A 21,186-nucleotide genomic window follows, 5' to 3' on the forward strand; every position below is an offset into this window, starting at 1 on the left:
CATATTACTTTTTTGGAAAATCAATTTCGAATCCAATGCCTCTAAGGGATTGGATTTTTATTTGAGGGTCATCACTGAAATATTTTCGGAGTCTGCTGATAAATACATCAAGACTTCTTCCTGTAAAATAATCATTAGCCTCCCATAAATTATTAAGAATATCATCCCGCTTTATGGTTTGATGATTATGTTTAAGGAGGTAAAGTAAAAGATCCTTTTCGCGAATAGTGAGGCGCACATTTCCTTTGGGATGTGATAGTAAAAGCTTTTCTGAATCTAGAAAATAATCACCTATTTTGAGCTGTGTTTCTATAGCCGGAGGGGTGCTTCTTTTTAAGATATTCCTGATTCTAAGAATCAGTTCTTCAGGATCACAGGGTTTGGCGATATAATCATCAGCGCCCATTTTTAAACCGGTTAACCGATCTATTTTCTGATTTTTGGCAGTAAGAAAGAGCAAGGGAAATTCTGGTTTTTCTTTTAGAATTATTTTGGCTAAAGAAAAGCCGTCGATATTTGGCATCATAATATCAAGAATGCCAATATGAAAGGAGAAATCAGAATTTAATAAAGGCAATACTTCTTCAGGATTTTGAAACCAGGTTACCTCAAACTCATCCAGTTCCAGATATTGTTTAAGGATCATTCCAAAGTCTGGATCATCTTCTGCTAAAAGGATTTTAGTTTTCATAAGGCATCCGTATTTTAAAAGTTGTTCCTTCTTTTAGCTGGCTCATTACTTCTATCTTTCCATTATATTTTTCAATAATTTTTTGAATAAAATACAAGCCTAAGCCTAACCCTTTTGTATTGTGGATATTGTTTGATTGTATCCTGTAGAATTTTTCAAAAATATTTTTTAATTCCTTTTTTTCCATTCCTTGTCCATCATCGGATACTTTTATTTCCAAATGCTGTGACAGATGGGAAATACTGACCTGGATGGAAGATGCTCCATACTTTACAGAGTTTTCGCAAAGGTTTTTGATGATCGTTTCCATCATGCTTTTCTTAAAAGACAATTCCTGCGTGGCTTCATTTTTTAAAATAAACTGTATGTCTGGATAGGTGAATACCAGATCCTGAATGAAAAAGTCCCAGTCTTCAGGTTTTATGGTACTATCTCCTTCCCCTTCATCACTATGGAGCTGTGACATCAGATTTTCAAGCCGCATAATCTGTCTGTCTATAAGGGGGAGGGTTTCCGGGTCTAAATTCTTTTTTAAAGCCTTTGATGCTATTTTTAAGGTAGCAATTGGGGTTTTAAATTCATGTGAAATATTATCTACTACAGTATGTAAGACTTCAACCTGCTTCTGTTGCCTTATCAGATTGTTGAAAGTGAATAAATATAATAATAAAACACTTGATAAAAGGGCAACACAGCATAAGATCAGTAAGGTCATTTCTCTGAAGATAATGCTTTTAATATTCAGGATCTCAAAACCTGTTTCGCTGCTGGTTACAAATACATTCTTTCGGTCATAGTTTTGATTACTGTCCGATCTTGATGTAGAGGAAGTTTGCCACCTTCCTGTTTTTGAAATACCAGCTTTTATAAGTTTATTATCCGTTTCAAAAAGGGTAATAGGTTTATCAATAAGGTTGGTATTGGTAGGAAGAAAAACAATGGATAGATATTCAATTTTTACAGCGACTTTGTATCCCTCTTTTTCAAATTGTTTGTCTACGTAAAGACTGAATTGCTTTTTTGTTCTTTTTCTGGCTTCTTCAAAGAGATTTAAAAATACCTTTTTGCTGATCTTTTTTTGATGATACAAAATAAACGTGTGCTGCAGCGAATCATCTGATACCTTTCTGAGCCCGCTGTTGTCTTCCAGATCATCTGTATATATCGTTAATTTGTTATACACATTTTTGTAAACATCTCTCTTGGTTACCTGATATGTTTTATACATAAAATACCCCTGAATTCCTAATAGAAGTAAGAATACAGTCGTAAAAAGGCTAATAAGATTTTTACTTTTAGAAATCATCAGAACAAATATAAAACTTTCCCTTTCTCCCAATGGGCATTAACTCATCATTAACCTTCTATTAACCGAAATTATCCCTGATAATATACACTTTTGTACCAGGAGATTTTTCTTCACCTAAAATTAAAAAAATCATGTATAAGTTTCTACTTTTCTTATGTCTGCCTGTTCTTTTGTTTTCTCAGAAACAAAAAATAGAAGGGACCGTTCAAAATAGCCAGGGTGAAAAACTACCGTTGGTATCTGTTGCTGTTTTAAATACTAAAAATGAATTGCTAAAAACTTTAACGACCAATGAAGCGGGTGGTTTTACGATAGAAGGAGTATCTGAAAATTCAGTAAAGCTGGTTATTAAAGATCTTGAATATGCATCGTTTGAAAAGAATCTCGATCTGGGAAATCAAAATGGGGTTTTAACTATTATCCTGAAAAAAGATGTTCAGGATATTCAGGAAGTGGTAATGACGAAACAAAAGCCTTTGGTTAAAAGAAAAATAGACCGCTTAGAGTTTAATGTGGAAAATAGCAATATTGCATCTCTGAATGCGTGGGAGATCCTAAAAAAAACACCAGGTGTTACAGCAACTAATGATGTTCTGGGAATAAAAGGAAGTCAGGCGATTTTAGTTACCATTAATGATAAAAAAGTAATGCTGACAGGAGATGAGTTGAAGAATTTACTTGAAAATACACAGGGAGATGAGGTGAAATCCGTTGAGGTCATCACGAATCCACCGGCAAAATATGAAGCCTCAGGAAGTGCTGTTTTGAATATTGTGATGAAAAAAAATAAAATAGAAGGGTATCGCGGTGTTGCTTCTTCTAAATACATACAGACAGAATATGCAAAAGGAGTGGCCGGGATTTCCCAATATTACAAAAAAAATAAGCTATCCCTTATGGGAAGCTATTACTTTGGGACCGGAACTTATTATCGGGAAGGTGTAGATTATGTAAATTATATTGAAGACCAAAAACGATGGATAAGTACCATGAATAGGAAAGATAAAAATAAAAGCCAAAATACTTTAAATTTTAATCTGGAATATGAAATTGATAGCTTGACGAACGTCAGCCTTAATTATTCAGGATATTTCAGTCCGAAATCTTTTGGAACCTACGATGTGCCGACTTTAATATATAATAGTCAGGATGTTGTGGAATCCAATTACAGAACAATAAATGATCATTATTCAAGAGGGATCAATAATGCATTAAGTTTCCAGATGGATCGAAAATTGAACAAAAAAAGTCAATTGACATGGACGAATTATTTTGCAGGAAATAATGCCAGAAAGTTTCAGGATGTTCTTACTTATCTTGACTTTGTGAACCAGGCTCCACACGAGAATAATTTTATCACAGAAAATAAAAGTAATGTACAATTATATTCTACGCAGGCAGATTATCAATGGAAAGCCGATCACTGGGAGATCGAATCTGGTGCAAAATATAGTTTTGTAAAAACGGATAGTCAGCTTGATTTTTCTGATAATGAAAACGGCCAATTGCAGTACAGGGCAGATAAAAGTAATATTTTCAATTATAAAGAGCATAACTTTGCTCTCTATTCTTCACTGGCTTATAATCCAGGTAAATGGAACTTCAAGGCGGGGCTACGGGCAGAAAAGACTGATTTAGAAGGAATAGTCTCTGAACCTTATGAAGTGAACAAAAACAATTACTGGAAGTTGTTTCCAACCCTTTATGCGCAGTACACGACAGAAAGCAATCATCAGTTTGGTCTCTCATATGGGAAAAGAATATCCAGGCCCTCTTATTCCTGGCTGAACCCCGCAAAATCCTATTATAATTTGTTTTCATATTTTCAGGGAGATCCTAAATTAAAGGCGACTATCATTCATAATCTTAATTTTAATTACACGTGGAAGGAATGGAATCTCGAGCTGTATTACAGAAAAGAAATTGATCCATCTATGGAGATCTCCTATCAGGATCCAGGTAACAACAACTTAATTTATCATTATACCAATATTGAAAAAGCTCAGGCGTATGGATTGAGCTTCTATAAAAGCTTTCAGCTAAAGCCATGGTGGAGCTTAAGTTTATCCGAAAATGTAGAACATAATGAGAATTATTTCATCGGAGTTGATCATAATTTGTATAAAAATAAAGTCTGGAATTGGGTTTCTGATGTTTCAACAAGTTTTACTTTGGATAAGGCGAGTGAATGGAAAATAGAAGTGGGACACCGATATAATTCTCCTTCTATACAAGGGACTTTTAGAATTTCAAGTTCTTCGGTTAGTTATTTGGTGATGAACAAAAAGTTTTTCAACAAAAAACTGGAGGCAAGTCTTTTATTTAATGATATTTTCAGAACTTCCGGAGAGAAAATCAGTACCAGATATGCGAATCAGGATAATTACTATAAGGATTATCGTGATACGCGAAGCTTTTCAATTTCTTTAAAATATAATTTTGGAAATCAGTCCGTAAAAAATGCAAAAACGATCAAAAAGACAGATGAGCAGGGGCGGATGTAAAAAACATACGTTAAATTTTACTAAAATAAGGTTGTACTTCATGATTAATTGCAGTTCTCTGTTACATTTTCTCTAATTTTGAGACTTATTTTTAAAAATTAAATATGAAGAGACTGCTTTTTGGATGGTTAATGGTGGCTTCAATGCACTATTTTTCAGGACAAGAACTATACATGCCGAGAAATATAAAAAAAGCATATGAGAATGGGACGCGTGATATTTCCGGAGCTCCGGGAAAAAATTACTGGCAGAACAAAGGAGTATATAATGTTGAGGTAAAAGTAGATGCAGGGACAAAAATTGTTTCTGGAAAAGAAACAATTTCTTACACGAATAATAGTCCAAATGATTTACATTCATTAGCCATAAGATTCGTCAATAATCTTCATAAACCACAGGCTCCAAGATCTGGTTTTGTCTCAAAAGATTTCTTATCATCAGGTTTACATATCAAATCTTTTGTCGTGAACGGGCAAAAGTATAATATAAACAGTGATGATTGGGGAACGGTAGAGAGCGTTAAATTACAAACTGCTTTAAAGTCCAAATCAAAGTCTGAAATTAAAATAGAATGGGAATACCCCTTATCTGTACAGAGTGGAAGAGAAGGACAGATAGATCCTGAAACATTCTATGTTGCTTATTCATTCCCAAGAATCTCTGTATATGATGATTATAATGGGTGGGATATGCTGCCACATTCGGACAGACAGGAGTTTTATAATGATTTTAATGATTATAATTTTGCCATCACTGCTCCTAAAAATTATGTAGTTTGGGCAACCGGGGATTTTCTAAATCCTGAAGCAGTTTTGCAGCCTAATTATCTAAAAAGATATAAGTCTTCTTTAAAAAGTGATCAGCTGATTCATATTGCAACTCTTGATGACATGAAATCAGGAAAAGTCACTAAACAGAATAAATGGAATACCTGGAAATTTAAAGCAGGTAATATCACTGATTTTTGTTTCGCTCTTAGTAATCATTATGTCTGGGATGGAGCAAGTGTTCAGCTTAAAACAAAAAGAGCGAGTGTACAGGCAGCCTATAAGGATGGTGCTAAAGATTTTGAACATTATGTAGATTGGATGCGTTATAATTTAGACTGGTATTCTAAAAACTGGCCGGGGGTAGAATATCCATATCCTGTAATGACTGCTGTTCAGGGATATGCTGATATGGAATATCCAATGATGATCAATGATACAAGTATCCCTGATGATTTTCAGGATGCGAGATTGACAGCAGATCATGAAATCGCACATACCTATTTCCCTTTTTATATGGGGATTAATGAAACCCGATATGCTTTTATGGATGAAGGCTGGGCAACGACATTGGAATATCTCATTGGGATTGACGAAAATGGTGAAGCCAAAGCAAAAGAATTTTATCAGAATTTCCGAGTTAAAAAATGGATCAACGATCCTTCAGCAGAACAGGATCAGCCTATCATAAGCATGAGCACACAGGTAAGTGGTGCAGGATATGGAAACAATTCATATGTTAAGGCATCATTATCTTATTTAGCTTTAAAAGACTATTTGGGGGACGATTTATTTAAAAAAGCATTACATCATTATATGAACAACTGGAATGGAAAACATCCTGTTCCATGGGATTATTTTAATTCAATGAATACTGGTTCGGGAAAAGATCTTAATTGGTTCTGGAATAACTGGTTTTATACCAATAATTACATAGACCTAAAGGTTACAAAAGCGGTTCAGGAAAATGATCTGCTTACTGTAAATGTTGATAATGTTGGAGGATTTGCAATCCCTTTTGATGCAATAATCACTTATGATGACGGTGGAATGGAGAACCTTCATTTTACACCTTCTCTATGGGAGAAAAATCAGAAACAAACTACACTTACAGTTCCAATAAAGAAAAAGGTGAAATCGGTAAAACTGGACGGAGGTCTTTTTATGGATTATACTCCGGAAAATAATTCAAAAAATTTATAACAAAAAAGCCTTCAGAACTTTGAAGGCTTTTTTATTGACTAGAAGTAGGCGGTGAGCCTTAAGCCTATTGTTATATACCTGATTTTTTCTTTGGAAAAGGAAGTGTTAAAAACTTCATTCATTTCATCATCATTCGTGACAATATCACTGAAGTGATAATGTATGGTCGATTTTATCTGATTATATTCCGCATAAGCGGTAATTCCCAATTCAGGATTGAATTTATAAGTAAGTGCACTTCCCAAATTGAATCTAAAGGCATTCGAGGGTTTATAGCTCGCTAGTTCAAGTTGATTATCCGGTGTGTCAATATGTTCGCTTTTCACAAATATTTTTCCGCTTGCCGGGGTTGAATACCCTGCGGTTGCCTTTAGTGTAACTTCCCAGTTTTCAGAAAACTCATGAGAAAAATAGGGGCCAATCCCAAAATTTAAAAATCCTAAAGACTGGGTTGTGATATCAAAGTTTTCATAGTGTTCTTCGTCGTCTAATGTTAATCTTTGGGGTTTTATCGGGAAGCTGCTAAAACTCAGGTCTCCTCCGATTCCCCATTTTTTTGAAAAGAAGTAAGCACCTTCAAGTCCCGCTTCGAAACCAACTTGCTTTCTATCGTCAAGTTCAGATTCTTTCAAAAAGTTGGTGGTAGCCAGGGACGATCCCAGTTTTATAGAAAGAAAAGAAGGATTGCCATTGCTTTCTATTCGTGAAAGCAGGCTTAAATTATCCCCTTTGTTTTTATAAATTTTATCAATAAAAAAATATCCCAATTCTGTTGAGATAATCCCTACCCCTGCACCCGCGAGGATGTCAGGCATCCAATGTCTGTTGTTTAGATTCCGGCCAAGTCCTGTAAGAGTTGCTGCTCCATAACCTCCAATACTGTATGCGGGGTTTACAAGACCATATTCTTTATGTAAAAAACTAGCATTGGTAAAAGCCATTGCTGCATGTCCTGATGGAAAAGAGTTTTTTGCAGAAGCGTCCGGACGTTCAACCTTTGAGGTGTATTTTACTGAGTTTACAATGATTGCCATAATGGCTAAACTCGTGGCATAAGATAAAGTCGCTCTTCCCATATTATTCCGACCCTTAACTCCGGCTAATTTTAAACCATATACCGTAGCTGCAGGAGCGTACTGAAGATAATCATCAAAACTGGCCTTAAATTCGGGGATATAGCGATTTCTGATTTCACGGATATTTTTTCGTTCACCCCATGTGGCAGCTGATGCAGCAAATAATAAAGCAGGAGCAATCGATTTTTTCATCCATTCTTTTTTAAAGAGAGGTTCTTTTTTAGGAAGAGGAGCTGTTTCTAAAAGGGTATTCTGAAAGTTATTTTCAGGTTGAATGGTGTCTTGTGCTTTACATAAATATAATGTTAGCAACATGCAAGATGCTAGTGCAATTTTATTTATCATTCCGTGTTTTTTTGTGAAGTTTAATTTAAAACTTCGCCAAAAATATAAAAAAAATCCTTTCACAATTTTGTGAAAGGATTTTTTAACATATAAAAAATTTTATAAAACTCTTAAACCTGCTCTTGGACCAGATGAGGTGACAACAGCCTGCATTCTTGTTCTTTGTCCGGCTGAAAACATGAACATGGCAGCATCGTCTACATAATCCATATAGTTCATAAACATAATTGATCTAGATACACCACTGCATGTATTGTACTTAGGGTAGGTTGGTTTGCCACTGCTGGCTGTAGTCTGTGTAGGGGTATCAGCTACAAGGTCATTTCCGCAATTAGCATCTCCCCAGATGTGTCTTAGATTTAAATAATGTCCCACTTCGTGAGTTGCTGTTCTTCCAAGGTTGAAGGGAGAGGAAGCGCCTGTCTTTCCAAAAAATGGAGCAGCAATAACAACGCCGTCATTCCATAACCCTGCAGATTCCGGGAAAGTAGCATATCCAAGAATTTGTCCCTGGCTGCTTGGCATACTGCCTACCACCCAGATATTTAAATAGTTGGTAGGGTTGGTTGCATTGATACCTCCTGTAGACGTTTTTTTCATCGCGTCATTAGCACTCCAGCTTGTCTTCGTTGTGGATTTTCTAACTGTATTTGATAATTTAAATCTTACTTTTACATCACCGGATTTTACGGATTGAAACTCTGTAGGTATTTTTGTAATATCACTGTTTGAGCCTCCATAGTCAGCGTTAAGGACTGCAATCTGTTCTGCGATTCTGGCATCAGAAACATTTTGAGCTGCAGTGTTGTATAGTACATTCACTACCACAGGTATTTCAACTGTTCCGTCCGCAAGAACTTTTCCAAGTTTAATGTCATTGGCTAATTTTTCTGTATTCGCCTCAATAGTTGCATACTTTTGTCTGAGCTCAGGGTTGCTTTGAAGCGCTTGTTTTCTGATTTCTTCTGAAGGACAGAATCTTTTGCCATTTAAATCTGAAGAAGTGGCTGATTTGTTTGCTGCATCTTCACTCTGATTGGAAACATTGTCGCTGTTACAAGCTGACATAAACCCTAGTGCAAGGATTCCGAATGCTAGTTTTTTCATAGATTTCAATATTTATATAGTTTGTGGAAAAACTAAATTATAGTATTTTGGGCTAGTTTGCAAGATTCGGTTTTTTGTAAATTGATAATGATTTCTGATTTTTTGTATTCATTAATTTAGATATGTGTTTCATTTTTTATCTATTTTAGCTCTATTGATGCTGTTTTTATGTGTTTTCTGTATTTCTATAATTTCCATGTTTTATTTCATGTTTTTCGAATAATTATGTAATGAAAATTGCTATTCATTGCATACTTCGTAAATTAAAATTGTCTCATGTCGATATCATTAAATTAAATATAAGTCTGTGAAATAGTGAAATGTGTAAATATAATATGACTCTTAATTTTTTAAAAGAAAAAGACCTTTCTCAAGAATGAGAAAGGTCTTTCTAATATTATAAAAAAACTCTAGTAAAGTCTCAGTCCTGATCTAGGTCCAGAGGCTGATACTACAGCTTGCATTCTTGTTTTTTGATTAGCTGTAAACATAAACATTGCTGCGTCATCAACGTAATCCATGTAGTTCATGAAAATTTGAGAACGGCTTACACCACCGCATACTCTGTTAAGTGGATAAGAAGGTGTCCCGAAGTTTGGACCAGGTGAAGCTGGAGTGTCGTTTGAATAATCTGTCTGACAGCCAGCATCGGAAGAGCCCCAAAGATGCGGCAGATTAAGATAGTGACCAACTTCGTGAGTTGCAGTTCTTCCTTGATTAAATGGTGCCGAAGTTCCGGCTCCAGTTCCTATAAAAGGAGCACCTATTACAACTCCATCTAATGAAGAAGAGATTGTTCCTGGATAATACGCATAGCCCAATGTATCATCTGTCATTTTGTTCACGATCCATATATTTAAATAGTTGTCAGGTGAAGTGGCTGCAATACCTGTGCTTGCAGATTTCATTTTATTTTCATCAGGATTCCATACGCTTGTATTGCTTTGTTTTCTAACGATTTTCTCTAATCTGAATCGTATTTTAGTGTCTCCTGCTTTTACTGGGACGAATTCTGAAGGAGTGTTGTTGACGTCCGAATTGGTTGCTCCATAATCTTTATTCAGGACATTGATCTGCGCCTGTAGTCTTGCGTCAGATACATTGTCGGCGCTGGTTTTATAAACAACATTGAATACAACAGGAATTTCTACTGTACCATCAGCAAGTACTTTGCCTACTTTGATGTCGTTGATGTGCTTTGAAGTGTATTCTTCAATCGCAGTTACCCTTGCTCTTGCTTCAGGATCTGTGCTCAGTATTTTATCCCTCATTTTGTCTGATGGGCAAACTCTCTTGCCAGTTAGATTTGATGAAGACTCGGGATTGTTTAGTTGGCCTTCATTTTGGCTGGATAGATTGTCGCTATTACAAGCGGATAGGAATCCTAAGGTAAGGACTCCAAATAGTAGTTTTTTCATAAATTTCAATATTTATATATTTTGTGGAAAAACGAAAATATAGTATTTTGAACTATTTCACAAGGTGGTCATTTATGTATTGATACTTATTTTTATGTTTTTGTAATTAAATATTTAAATCTTCGTTTTGTTTTTTATGATTTTATATGTTGCCTGAGCTGTTTTTGCGTGTTTTTATTATTTATACAATTTCCATGTGTATTTAAAATACTGTATTGTAATTATGTAATGAATTGTTATTTTTATTGAATAATTAATAAATTACATCTCTTGTTTATTATATTAATTTTAATAACGTTTATAACGAATAAAATAAATTCAATTATTTATTTTGTAAAAATAAAACAAGCATTAAGTGTATTTTAGTGGATTTGTTTTTTACTTGAATGTAACGTGATTCATATGCTGAAAAATCCCTTTCTGATTTCAGAAAGGGATTTTTTTATATCATATTGAAAAAAATAGTAATCTGTTAAGTTGCCTTTGGATGCATAGAGAAGTATGTACTTTTCTGATGTTATCTATTTTGTAAAGGTTTAAGAAACTTAATCGAATCCATTTTTCATTGCGAAAACGGCCAGGCCTACCCGGGTTTTTAGATCTAACTTTTCACAAAGCTGATCCCTGTAACTTTCCACTGTTCTTGGGCTGCAGCACATCTTGTCTGCAATCTCTTTATAACTGAGTTCAGTTACAGTATATTTTAAAAACTCCTTTTCACGGTCAGAAATCCTGACACTGTCCTTGGCTTCTTTTTCGCTATTTAAGTTAGAAAATATAATGCGGGATGCCCATTCAGGATAAAAGAAACCTTCCGTATTTAACTTTACAAGGGCTGTTTCAAGATCTTTTGGATGCGTGTTTTTTAAAAGATAGCCTTTTGCTCCGTTTTTGATCATTTTAATTACACTTTTATCATCTCCCTGCATGCTCAAAGCCATCACCTTAATATCAGGATGGTTTTCCTTAAGCCAAAGAACAGTTTCGAAACCATCCATAATAGGCATACTAATGTCCAATAATATAATATCAGGAATTTTACTGTTATTTTCGAATTTCTGGATCATATCCTTTCCATTTTCACAGACGTAAATTACTTCAAAATCTTTAAAATTATCTATGATGCCCTCCAGCGCTTTTGCGATTAGGACGTGGTCGTCTACGATAACAATTGTCTTTTTCATGGCTGTTTTTTTAAAGTGATATTAACGGTAGTCCCTTTGTTTTTTAAACTTTCCAGGGTGAAATCTGCTCCAATGATTTCGGCTCTGTTTTTCATATTTGTTAATCCTATTCCATTCGATCTTATATTGGACCTGTCAAATCCAATACCGTCATCTTTAATATTTAGCTCCCAAAGAACTTCATCAGATGTGTTTAGGTTGATCAGAATATTCTTGCACTTAGCATGCTTGATGCTGTTTTGAATAAATTCCTGGGTAATCCGCAGGAGTACATTTTTATGGACAAACCCTAAATCAAGTTGATTGAAATTATAAGTGAAGCTTACATTGCATCTTTTGAAAGCATTGGTATTGTCTACTTCTTCCTGGATTAAAGTTACAATTTCCTTTTGGTTGATATTGTCATCAGTCAGTGTTTTCGAAAGACTCCTTAAATCCTGTAAAGACTGGTTGATAATCTGTGAAACTTGTTCTATTCGCTCGTTTACTTCAGAAACCTTATTTTCGTAAAGAAGTTGTTGAGTATAGAGACTTACCAATGTTAATTTTTGTCCGATATTATCATGGAGCTCACGTCCAATCTGCTGCATGGTTGCCTGCTGAATTTCCAATTGTGTAGCCAGAAGTTCTTTTTGATGAATTTCATTTTTTATTTCAATTTCAATCAAATACTCTTTTTTTCGTTGTTTATATTTTCTGATGTAAACCATTACGGCTGCTACAAACAGTACAAAGAATATATTGAATAAAATAATGGTTATTAAGAGCTCTGTTTTCCCCATATAAATGAAATTGAGAATAATAAGTACATGATAATCCCTGATATCAGGAAATAGTCAAAATAAATATTGAAGATTCCCCGGTACTCCCTGATTAAGGTCAAAAATGTCCAAAATGGCAAAGTTCCAATATAAAATAAAGTGACACCAAGATTAATATAAAACATCCTGTTTTTGCCAAAATCAAGAATGCTCGAAGAGTTGATCTGCTTATAATATTCCATTACCACGAGAATCATGAGTATAAGACAGCCCAGGGTATAATTTACTGAGAACATGATCTTATTGGTGGAAAAAAGAATTTCGCTTGGGATGAATGAAAGCAGATAGACTAATGATAAAACAGTGAATAGCTTCTTGTTTTCAAAAGACTTCGCTGCATACAGCCAGTAAAAGAATATAAACTGAACAGGGATGACAAAATAATTGTAAAAAGCAGCTTTATTGTATTGCATGATTTGATCACCCCATTTTCCTATGGCTTCACAAAGAAAAATAAAGATTAAAAAATACATGAAATATTTCCAATATTGATTTTTAATTTGCTTATATGATAAAATAGATATAAGTGCTGCAAGCCCCTCTATCCAGAACATAGATTCTTGTATCACTTTTTGGAAATCAGTCATCGTGCTTAGTGTTATTTAAATAAATTGTAAGAGGAATTTCTAGTATGATTCTATTTTAACGCCATCCGGTGGAATTAGATTTCCGTGATTTTGAGCTAGTCCTTCTTCTTCAGTAGGTTCTGCACTACGTGATTTTAAGGCCATTGCAATAGCTTGTCCATTAGAATTCGGATTAAAATCATAGTCTAAAAAGTGGCCCTTTTCATCCTGCTTTTTCATTGTAGGAACCATTACCAGTGTATGTCTTTCTGCATATTCTTTTGGTACGGTATGGTTTTCCATGATTTCCCAGTTTTCAGCTTTTGGATAAGCTGCATAGTAGAATCTGATGCCCAGATCATTTTCAGTTGTGGTAGGATTTACTTTTTTAGCTTCTTCTTCAAGGGTTGAAATAAACTTTTTCAATTTAGGTAGGTCAAACCAGATAGAGTGTGCATCACTCATTTCAAGATTTGAATTAATAGCTTCTAATTGATTATTACGGTAGTTGTTAATCAGTTCCTGAATAAATGCAGTTGTCATGGTGTTTGGACTGCTTAATGTGGCAGTGTCACCTTCAAGGGTAGGTTTTGTTTCCATAATGTTAGTTTTTAAACACATTGTTAGTTAGTAATGCAAATCTCGGAAAAATTTTAATTTAATTAACAGGTGTTTTTCCTATATGTTCTCCGTGATTTTACGGATTGTATTCTTTCGATGTATAAAATGGTATTTTTACTGAAAATGTGATATTTAAACTTTATGTTAATTATATTATTTTTTTTGTTAAAATAATGAATTATTACATTTAATTCTACAGAATTGGATATATTTACTATTCTAAAAAAATAATTTTGAAAACAAAAATTTTTAGCGTAGCCTTTTTAGGCCTTTTGTCGGTTTGGGTGTTATTTCAGTCATGTAATGGTGATAGTGAAAATGATTTGTCTAAAAATAAAATGATTTCTCAAAATTACAAAGATCAATTGATCAATAGTAAAACTGCGCAATCACTTGGAGACATTTATATGGCTAACAACTATCATTTATTGTCTGGCGGTAGAACAGCTAGGGGATTATCCGGAGAAGATGCAAAACAAGTAATCTATCCAATAGAAGTGTTGAGTTCCTATGTAGATTATGTGATCGGAAAAGTAGGTGAAGATGCATTAATTGGTGTCAATGTAGGACAGTATCCTCTTGATCAATTAATAGATAGTCGCCAGAGACAAGATTATGAAGGATATCAAACCATGTTCTTAATGGCATATAAAAATACAAGCGATACTATTTCAGTAAATAACGCAGTAGAAGCTCTGAATCATGGAAATCTTATTCCACCAGATGCAACATCCTATGATAAAGAGCTGTTGGATAAGAATTTTGAAAATTATGTAATTACAGATGAGGCCGCAATGCTTTTGTATAATACCTATACTTTTAATAATGAAAAGACATTGAATGCAGAAGGGGTTGAAGTACAACGACAATACTTTTACAGTGTCAACGTATTAAGAGATTATCTTCAGTATGTAAAAGAGCAGGCTAATTTGAAAGGAATTACCGATATAAATATTTCAATCAATATAGGACAGAACAGCTTCGGTTCAGATGTGTCGGCTAAAGGAAAGCAAAAGGCAGGAGATCAGTGTATTTATTTCACGGCATTTCCTAGAGGGAATAATATGAAAGATATGGCAGGGAATCCTCTTAATACCCTTTCTGCACTTAAATAAAATAAATTAAGATGAAATAAAAAAGGTGAGAATTTATTCTCACCTTTTATTTTTTAGACACATGGGTATCTCCTGATGTCTTTACATGTATTGTCTGCGGTACAGCATAATCCTGGTGGGCATCCGCCTCCGAGATCACAATAAATTGGTGCAGGGCCCGCTCCCACAATTTTCTTTAAATCATTTCTTTTTAACTTTTTCATAATAGTCTTTGTTTTAATTACTAAAAAATTTGGTAAGGATAAATGTATGAATAAGTATTCACATGGTGACTTATTTAGTAATAAAAAATAAGTGCTATAGATTTGGTCTACAGCACTTACCACAAAAATAATATATATGAAAAAAACTACTTTATTTTTCTGCTGGTCTGAAAACCAGTCCTGTTTCATCGAAATAATCTAAAGTGATTCTATCACCATCATTTACAGTTCCTGCCAGAATTTCTCTTGACAGTTTATTTAGAACTTCCTGTTGAATTACCCTTTTTAAAGGTCTCGCTCCAAAAGCAGGATCATATCCTTTATTCATCAGATAATCTACGGCATCCTGAGTAGCTGTCATGATAATGTTTCGTTTAGCGAGCATATCATTGAAACCTCTCAATTGATACTGAACGATTTTTCCAATTTCTTTTTTCCTCAATGGCTGGAACAATACGATCTCATCAATTCTGTTTAAGAATTCCGGACGTAAAGTTTGTTTCAATAAATCAAAAACTTCATCTTTTGTTTTATCTACGATCTGGTCCTGATTCTCTTCAGTGATATTTTCAAAATTCTCCTGAATTAAGTGTGAACCTAAATTCGAGGTCATAATGATGATTGAATTTTTAAAATTGACAACACGTCCTTTATTATCCGTTAAACGGCCATCATCAAGAACCTGCAACAGGGTATTGAAAACGTCTGGATGTGCTTTTTCAATTTCATCCAAAAGAACAACTGAATAAGGTCTTCTTCTTACAGCTTCTGTCAGCTGTCCACCTTCATCATATCCTACATATCCCGGAGGGGCACCTACCAATCTTGAGACAGAGTGACGTTCCTGATATTCACTCATATCAATTCTGGTCATATTATTTTCATCGTCGAATAGAAACTCAGCCAATGCTTTGGCTAATTCCGTTTTACCTACTCCGGTTGTTCCCAGGAAAAGAAATGAACCGATTGGCTTTTTCTCGTCACTTAACCCAGCCCTGTTTCTTCTGATCGCATCTGCGACAGCTTGTATAGCTTCGTCCTGACCAACAACTCTATGATGAAGTTCTGTTTCAAGATGTAATAATTTTTCTCTTTCAGACTGTAAAAGTTTAGTAACCGGAATTCCTGTCCATTTTCCAATGACTTCTGAGATATTTTCTGATGTTACTTCCTCTTTGATCAGCTCATTCTGATGATTTTGCATTTCCAATTCAAGTTTCTGCAAAGCATCCTCTTTCTCTTTTATTTTTCCATACTGGATTTCTGCTACTTTAGCATAATCTCCGGCTCTGGAAGCTCTTTCAGCCTCTAGCTTTAAAGATTCTATGTCTTTTTTGATCTGCGTAAGATCTTCGCTTTTTTGTTTTTCTTTCAACCATTTTGCGTTGATCTCATTTCTTTGTTCAGAAATTTTTGAGATATCTTCTTTTAAATGGTCTATTTTAGTTTGGTTACCTTCTCTTGAAATCGCAGCCAATTCGATTTCCATCTGCATCAGCTTTCTATCCAGAACATCCAGTTCTTCCGGTTTGGAATTGATCTCCATTCTCAATTTTGCGGATGCTTCGTCAATAAGGTCGATGGCTTTATCCGGTAAAAATCGGTCTGAGATATATCTCTGAGACATTTCAACGGCAGCGATAATTGCTTCGTCTTTGATTCTTACTTTATGATGCGCTTCATATTTGTCCTTAATACCCCTGAGAATAGAAATTGCAGATTCTGTATCTGGCTCTTCCACCATTACTTTTTGGAAACGTCTTTCAAGAGCCTTATCTTTTTCAAAATATTTTTGATACTCATTTAATGTAGTTGCTCCGATTGCTCTTAATTCTCCTCTTGCCAATGCAGGTTTAAGGATATTAGCGGCATCCATAGCGCCCTCTCCACCTCCTGCTCCTACCAAAGTATGGATCTCATCGATGAAAAGAATGATCTGTCCGTCGGACTTAATCACCTCATTAACTACTGATTTTAAACGTTCTTCAAATTCTCCTTTATATTTTGCACCCGCGATCAGTGCTCCCATATCCAATGAATACAATGTTTTATCCATTAGGTTTTCAGGAATATCGCCGGAAATAATACGATGAGCAATTCCTTCTGCGATAGCTGTCTTACCAACCCCCGGCTCACCTATAAGGATCGGATTATTTTTAGTTCTTCTCGAAAGGATTTGTAATACACGACGGATCTCTTCATCACGTCCGATTACCGGATCCAATTTTCCTTCGGCTGCTAATTCATTAAAGTTTTTAGCATATTTGTTTAAGGCTTGATAAGTCTCCTCTGAACTTGCAGAGTTTGCCTTGCTTCCTTTTCTTAATTCTTTTATAGCTCCTTCCAACAGGCTTTTGGTTACACCCATATCTTTTAACATTTTAGAAACCTCCGAAGATGTATCTAAAAGAGATAACCATAAATGCTCAATGGTCACAAATTCATCACCCATCTTTTTTGCGATATTGGGTGCATCCAATAAAACTTTATTGGCAGATTGTGATAGGTATATATTGCCCCCCTGAACTTTGGGAAGTCTTTCCAGGTTTTCCCGGTTACGTTCTCTTACTAGGGTGGCGTCTGCTTCAGACTTTTTCAGTAAAAATGGTGAAATGTTTTCATCTACCTGGAAAATACCTTCCAAAAGATGTTGTGGTTCTATGCTTTGATTGCCTAATTCCATAGCAACTTGTTGTGCTGCCTGGATGGCTTCTTGTGATTTTACAGTATATTGATTTAAGTTCATATTTTATATTTTTGGGTTGAGTTTTGGATTTTAGATTTCAGACATCAGATTTCAGACCATAAGACTTCGAATTAAAATAAATTTTAAAATCTTTATCTAAAGTCTGATGCCTTCATCTAATTTTAATCATTTAATTCGACTAGCATATCGCAAAAATTGTTCAATTATTGAATTTTCAAATTTTTAGGACAAAATTTCCGAATATTGTATTTTGGGTAAGGGTTTCACTAGACAAAATTTCCATTTTTTGAAATCCAGTTGTAAATTTTGACATCTTCAATAATTTCCAAGTAGGGTTAAAAGGAGTAAATGAAACTTTTATAACCCAAAAAACGACAGATTGGATCAAAAAAGTTACTTTTGTATTTTACTGATGGAACTTAAAGAAAAACAAAGAAAAATTTTAGACGAGGCCGTTCAGCTTTTCAAAGAGAAAGGTTATATGGGCAGCTCTGTGAGAGACTTAGCAACCCAGTTGAATATAAAGGCAGCTTCCCTGTATGCCCACATTCGGTCAAAAGAAGAGATTCTTGAGTGGATCTGCTTTGGAATTGCACAGGATTTCTTTATAGAACTTCAGGAAGTACAGAACACAGATATTGATCCAAAAGATAAGCTCAATTTGTTTATTGACAAACATTTATCGGTTGTTCTTAAAAATCCCGATGTTACCCATATTTATTCTAATGAATGGAAGCACCTTGAAGAAAGACTTCCTGAATTTGTGGAATTGAGAAAGAAGTATCAGCAAGAAGTTGAGCAATTAATTTCAGCCATTTATAAAGCTGAAAACTGGGAATTAAAATCATCTGTTTTTACAACGAGATTCATTCTTCATACTTTAAATAACTCTTATTTCTGGTTCAAAAGAAATACAGAATCTACCACAGAAATTACCGACGAGATCAGAAATAAAATACTGTTCGGGCTTTTGGGTAATCAAAAAAGTAATTAATTTTTACATCCTGATTATTTAGAACTATTCAAAATATGACGAAAATCATAAAAATTTTGTCAGCTCCCAAAATCTTTTTAAATTTACACCTAACAAATGTTAGTTAGTTTTTATGGATTTTGAAGTTGAATATTTGAAGCTTGACCAGTTGAGACAGCTCCAGTCCGAGAGATTGGTGAATTTGGTCAATTATCTTGAGGATAAATCGGATTTTTATAAAAGGAAATTTGATGAAGTAGGAGTAAACTCTAAGGAGATAAGGTCAATTGCAGATGTCACAAAGCTACCCATTACGTACAAACAGGATTTAAGAGATAATTATCCGTTCGGATTATTTACGGTTCCAAAGCATGAACTTCAACGAATTCATTGCTCAAGTGGAACTACTGGAAAGCCAACTGTTGTAGGATATACTAAAGAAGATGTGGATCTCTTCAGTGAAGTGGTTGCAAGATCATTGAACGCAGCAGGCGCAAAACCGGGAATGCAATTGCATAATGCTTACGGATATGGGATCTTTACAGGTGGATTAGGACTTCATTATGGAGCTGAAAAGTTAGGGATGAGTGTTCTTCCCATTTCGGGAGGGATGACAACAAGACAAGTCGATCTCATTATGGATTTTAAACCCGAAGTGATTTGTTGTTCGCCATCTTATGCACTGACAATTGCTGATGAATTTTCTAAACGGGGGATTTCAGCAGATGAGATTAGTTTAAAATATGCCGTTCTGGGTTCTGAACCCTGGACGGAGATTATAAGACACCATATTGAAGAAAGACTAGGTGTTCATGCAACGAATATCTACGGTTTAAGTGAAATTATCGGACCGGGAGTGTCGATGGAAGATTTTGAAGAGAAAGGAGGATCTTACATTTGGGAAGACCACTTTTATCCGGAAATTTTAGATCCCGTTACAAAAGAACCGGTTCCTTTTGGAGAGGAAGGAGTTTTAGTCATTACTACCTTAACGAAAAAAGCAATGCCTCTTTTAAGATATTGGACGAATGATATTACAAGTCTTTATTATGATGAGAATGGAAAAAGAGGAATGGTGAAAATGAGACCCCTTCTGGGAAGAGCAGATGATATGCTGATTGTAAGAGGAGTGAATGTTTATCCAAGCCAGATCGAAGAAGCTTTTTCACACGTAGAAGGAGTAGTTCCCAACTATTATCTCACGCCCATTGAAAAAGAACAGATGTGTGTAGCCTTGGATATTGATCTCGAAATAGATGATGATTTTGTTAAATCTCAACAACTTGAAATAAATACCGATGATTATCTTATTTTTGTCGGGAACTTTGGAAAAAATATAGAAAACGAAATAAAGAAAAGAGTAGGGATAACCACGAAGGTTAAAATTCATACTCAGGACAGCTTGCCGAAATGCGAGGGTGGAAAAATTAATAGAATACTTAAGAAAAAATGAATTCATTTTATAAACTAAAAACTGTAAAAGTTCAGAAAGATACTGATGAAGCTGTAAATGTTGCAGTGGAAATTCCTGATGAGCTAAAAGATAAATTCAGGTTTAAGCAGGGACAATACCTTAACTTCCGAATGATGATCGACGGAAACGAGGAGAGACGTTCTTATTCTATCTGTAATGCTCCAAGTGAAAAAAGCAATACATTAGAAGTATTGGTAAAACTTTTAGAAGGAGGAAAAGTTTCTGGATATTTTAATGAGCATCTTCATATGGATGAACTCTTGGAGGTGATGCCACCAATGGGAGGATTCAATACAAGCTATCACCCAACGAATACCAAAACATATGTTGGTTTAGCGGCAGGAAGTGGAATAAGTCCGGTTCTTTCCAATATTAAAGAAAGCCTTTATCAGGAACCTGACAGCAAAGCTTACCTGTTCTATAGCAACAGAAGCATGAATCATGTTATGAAAAAAGGTGAAATCGATAAACTGGTTGAGCATTTCAAAGGAAGGCTAAACGTTGTTTATCTGGTAAGCCGTGAAAAACATGAAGATCCTATTTTTGAAGGTAGAATTTCTCCTGAAAAATTAGATCATTTATTTGAAAGATATACGGACATCGATGTAAAAGAATCTACCTTTTTCATTTGTGGACCTGCCGAGATGATCAAAGGAATTTCTGATTATCTAAAGAAGGAGAAAAAAGTACCTGCTATTCAGGTTTTATTTGAATACTTTACGGCTCCGGATGATGAAAATTCTGAGGAAATGAGCGATGAATTCAAAGCTATTGCCAATATTGAAAGTATGGTAACGGTAATTATTGATGATGATGAATATTCGTTCCACCTTAATTCTAAAAAAGAGAGTATCTTAGATAAAGCATTGAAAGACAATCTTCCTGTACCGTTTGCTTGTAAAGGAGGAGTGTGCTGTACGTGTAAGGCAGAGGTTCTGGAAGGAGAAGTTTTCATGGAGAAAAACTTTGCGCTTACCGAAGACGAGGTAGCAAGAGGATTTGTTCTTACTTGCCAATGTCACCCAACTACCAATGTGGTGATGCTTAATTACGACGTTTAATTGTATTATTGATTCATTGTAAAATGTATTCATGAATACAT

General features: G+C 34.8%; 16 protein-coding genes. 6 read left to right on the forward strand and 10 right to left on the reverse strand.

Going from position 1 to position 21,186, the window contains the following annotated elements:
- Positions 1 to 4: 4 nt before the first annotated feature.
- Both CEY12_RS17310 and CEY12_RS17315 read right to left on the reverse strand, forming a co-directional pair.
- Complete coding sequence (locus tag CEY12_RS17310) at positions 5 to 691, reverse strand: response regulator transcription factor (RefSeq protein ID WP_089028871.1); 687 nt, start codon at positions 689 to 691, stop codon at positions 5 to 7.
- A complete protein-coding gene (locus tag CEY12_RS17315) occupies positions 681 to 1,997 on the reverse strand; it encodes a sensor histidine kinase (protein ID WP_089028872.1) in 1,317 nt (438 codons plus the stop codon). Before CEY12_RS17315 ends, CEY12_RS17310 begins: the two co-directional genes overlap by 11 nt.
- Before the next feature lie 134 nt (positions 1,998 to 2,131).
- On the opposite strand from CEY12_RS17315, the gene CEY12_RS17320 reads away from it, so the two are divergent.
- On the forward strand, positions 2,132 to 4,504 hold the full coding sequence (locus CEY12_RS17320; protein ID WP_089028873.1) for an outer membrane beta-barrel family protein: 2,373 nt from the start codon (positions 2,132 to 2,134) through the stop codon (positions 4,502 to 4,504).
- Between the two features lie 104 nt (positions 4,505 to 4,608).
- Positions 4,609 to 6,474 (forward strand): M1 family metallopeptidase, encoded by a 1,866-nt coding sequence (locus CEY12_RS17325; RefSeq protein WP_089028874.1) that lies wholly within the window; start codon positions 4,609 to 4,611, stop codon positions 6,472 to 6,474.
- A gap of 38 nt (positions 6,475 to 6,512) precedes the next feature.
- Here CEY12_RS17325 and CEY12_RS17330 read toward each other — a convergent pair whose 3' ends face one another.
- From CEY12_RS17330 to CEY12_RS17360, 7 genes are all read right to left on the reverse strand, one after another.
- The gene (locus CEY12_RS17330; RefSeq protein ID WP_089029916.1) at positions 6,513 to 7,895 is read right to left on the reverse strand and encodes a phosphatase PAP2 family protein; all 1,383 of its coding nucleotides are present in this window, start codon (positions 7,893 to 7,895) and stop codon (positions 6,513 to 6,515) included.
- A gap of 99 nt (positions 7,896 to 7,994) precedes the next feature.
- Entirely contained in the window at positions 7,995 to 9,002 is a 1,008-nt protein-coding gene (locus CEY12_RS17335) for a zinc metalloprotease (protein ID WP_089028875.1), read from the reverse strand.
- A 410-nt stretch (positions 9,003 to 9,412) separates the two neighbouring features.
- The gene (locus CEY12_RS17340) at positions 9,413 to 10,420 is read right to left on the reverse strand and encodes a zinc metalloprotease (RefSeq protein WP_089028876.1); all 1,008 of its coding nucleotides are present in this window, start codon (positions 10,418 to 10,420) and stop codon (positions 9,413 to 9,415) included.
- 545 nt (positions 10,421 to 10,965) lie between these two features.
- Positions 10,966 to 11,604 carry a response regulator transcription factor gene (locus CEY12_RS17345; protein ID WP_089028877.1) on the reverse strand — a complete coding sequence of 213 codons (639 nt, stop codon included), beginning with the start codon at positions 11,602 to 11,604 and terminating at the stop codon, positions 10,966 to 10,968.
- Complete coding sequence (locus CEY12_RS17350; protein WP_089028878.1) at positions 11,601 to 12,386, reverse strand: sensor histidine kinase; 786 nt, start codon at positions 12,384 to 12,386, stop codon at positions 11,601 to 11,603. Before CEY12_RS17350 ends, CEY12_RS17345 begins: the two co-directional genes overlap by 4 nt.
- Positions 12,365 to 13,012 carry a hypothetical protein gene (locus CEY12_RS17355; protein ID WP_089028879.1) on the reverse strand — a complete coding sequence of 216 codons (648 nt, stop codon included), beginning with the start codon at positions 13,010 to 13,012 and terminating at the stop codon, positions 12,365 to 12,367. Before CEY12_RS17355 ends, CEY12_RS17350 begins: the two co-directional genes overlap by 22 nt.
- A gap of 39 nt (positions 13,013 to 13,051) precedes the next feature.
- Positions 13,052 to 13,591, reverse strand: coding sequence for a hypothetical protein (locus CEY12_RS17360; protein ID WP_089028880.1), 540 nt, complete (start codon positions 13,589 to 13,591; stop codon positions 13,052 to 13,054).
- A 254-nt stretch (positions 13,592 to 13,845) separates the two neighbouring features.
- Here CEY12_RS17360 and CEY12_RS17365 point away from each other — a divergent pair, with 254 nt between their 5' ends.
- Complete coding sequence (locus CEY12_RS17365) at positions 13,846 to 14,727, forward strand: hypothetical protein (protein ID WP_157676844.1); 882 nt, start codon at positions 13,846 to 13,848, stop codon at positions 14,725 to 14,727.
- A gap of 354 nt (positions 14,728 to 15,081) precedes the next feature.
- Here the strand turns inward: CEY12_RS17365 and clpB are convergent, their stop codons facing one another.
- Entirely contained in the window at positions 15,082 to 17,676 is a 2,595-nt protein-coding gene (gene clpB / locus CEY12_RS17370; protein ID WP_089028882.1) for an ATP-dependent chaperone ClpB, read from the reverse strand.
- 340 nt (positions 17,677 to 18,016) lie between these two features.
- Here clpB and CEY12_RS17375 point away from each other — a divergent pair, with 340 nt between their 5' ends.
- The 3 genes from CEY12_RS17375 to CEY12_RS17385 all read left to right on the forward strand — a co-directional run bounded on the left by CEY12_RS17375 (position 18,017) and on the right by CEY12_RS17385 (position 21,145).
- Positions 18,017 to 18,631, forward strand: a complete 615-nt coding sequence (locus CEY12_RS17375; RefSeq protein WP_228409724.1) for a TetR/AcrR family transcriptional regulator — start codon at positions 18,017 to 18,019, stop codon at positions 18,629 to 18,631.
- A gap of 112 nt (positions 18,632 to 18,743) precedes the next feature.
- The gene (locus CEY12_RS17380) at positions 18,744 to 20,063 is read left to right on the forward strand and encodes a phenylacetate--CoA ligase family protein (RefSeq protein ID WP_089028884.1); all 1,320 of its coding nucleotides are present in this window, start codon (positions 18,744 to 18,746) and stop codon (positions 20,061 to 20,063) included.
- Entirely contained in the window at positions 20,060 to 21,145 is a 1,086-nt protein-coding gene (locus tag CEY12_RS17385) for a 2Fe-2S iron-sulfur cluster-binding protein (RefSeq protein WP_089028885.1), read from the forward strand. Before CEY12_RS17380 ends, CEY12_RS17385 begins: the two co-directional genes overlap by 4 nt.
- The last annotated feature ends 41 nt before the right edge of the window (positions 21,146 to 21,186 follow it).

Source organism: Chryseobacterium sp. T16E-39 (assembly GCF_002216065.1).
Classification (GTDB): Bacteria; Bacteroidota; Bacteroidia; order Flavobacteriales; family Weeksellaceae; genus Chryseobacterium.

Coding starts and splice junctions, on each gene's coding strand:
- CEY12_RS17310 (WP_089028871.1), bottom strand. CDS start 691: ATGAAAACTAAAATCCTTTTAGCAGAAGATGATCCAGACTTTGGAATG.
- CEY12_RS17315 (WP_089028872.1), bottom strand. CDS start 1,997: ATGATTTCTAAAAGTAAAAATCTTATTAGCCTTTTTACGACTGTATTC.
- CEY12_RS17320 (WP_089028873.1), top strand. CDS start 2,132: ATGTATAAGTTTCTACTTTTCTTATGTCTGCCTGTTCTTTTGTTTTCT.
- CEY12_RS17325 (WP_089028874.1), top strand. CDS start 4,609: ATGAAGAGACTGCTTTTTGGATGGTTAATGGTGGCTTCAATGCACTAT.
- CEY12_RS17330 (WP_089029916.1), bottom strand. CDS start 7,895: ATGATAAATAAAATTGCACTAGCATCTTGCATGTTGCTAACATTATAT.
- CEY12_RS17335 (WP_089028875.1), bottom strand. CDS start 9,002: ATGAAAAAACTAGCATTCGGAATCCTTGCACTAGGGTTTATGTCAGCT.
- CEY12_RS17340 (WP_089028876.1), bottom strand. CDS start 10,420: ATGAAAAAACTACTATTTGGAGTCCTTACCTTAGGATTCCTATCCGCT.
- CEY12_RS17345 (WP_089028877.1), bottom strand. CDS start 11,604: ATGAAAAAGACAATTGTTATCGTAGACGACCACGTCCTAATCGCAAAA.
- CEY12_RS17350 (WP_089028878.1), bottom strand. CDS start 12,386: ATGGGGAAAACAGAGCTCTTAATAACCATTATTTTATTCAATATATTC.
- CEY12_RS17355 (WP_089028879.1), bottom strand. CDS start 13,012: ATGACTGATTTCCAAAAAGTGATACAAGAATCTATGTTCTGGATAGAG.
- CEY12_RS17360 (WP_089028880.1), bottom strand. CDS start 13,591: ATGGAAACAAAACCTACCCTTGAAGGTGACACTGCCACATTAAGCAGT.
- clpB (WP_089028882.1), bottom strand. CDS start 17,676: ATGAACTTAAATCAATATACTGTAAAATCACAAGAAGCCATCCAGGCA.
- CEY12_RS17380 (WP_089028884.1), top strand. CDS start 18,744: ATGGATTTTGAAGTTGAATATTTGAAGCTTGACCAGTTGAGACAGCTC.
- CEY12_RS17385 (WP_089028885.1), top strand. CDS start 20,060: ATGAATTCATTTTATAAACTAAAAACTGTAAAAGTTCAGAAAGATACT.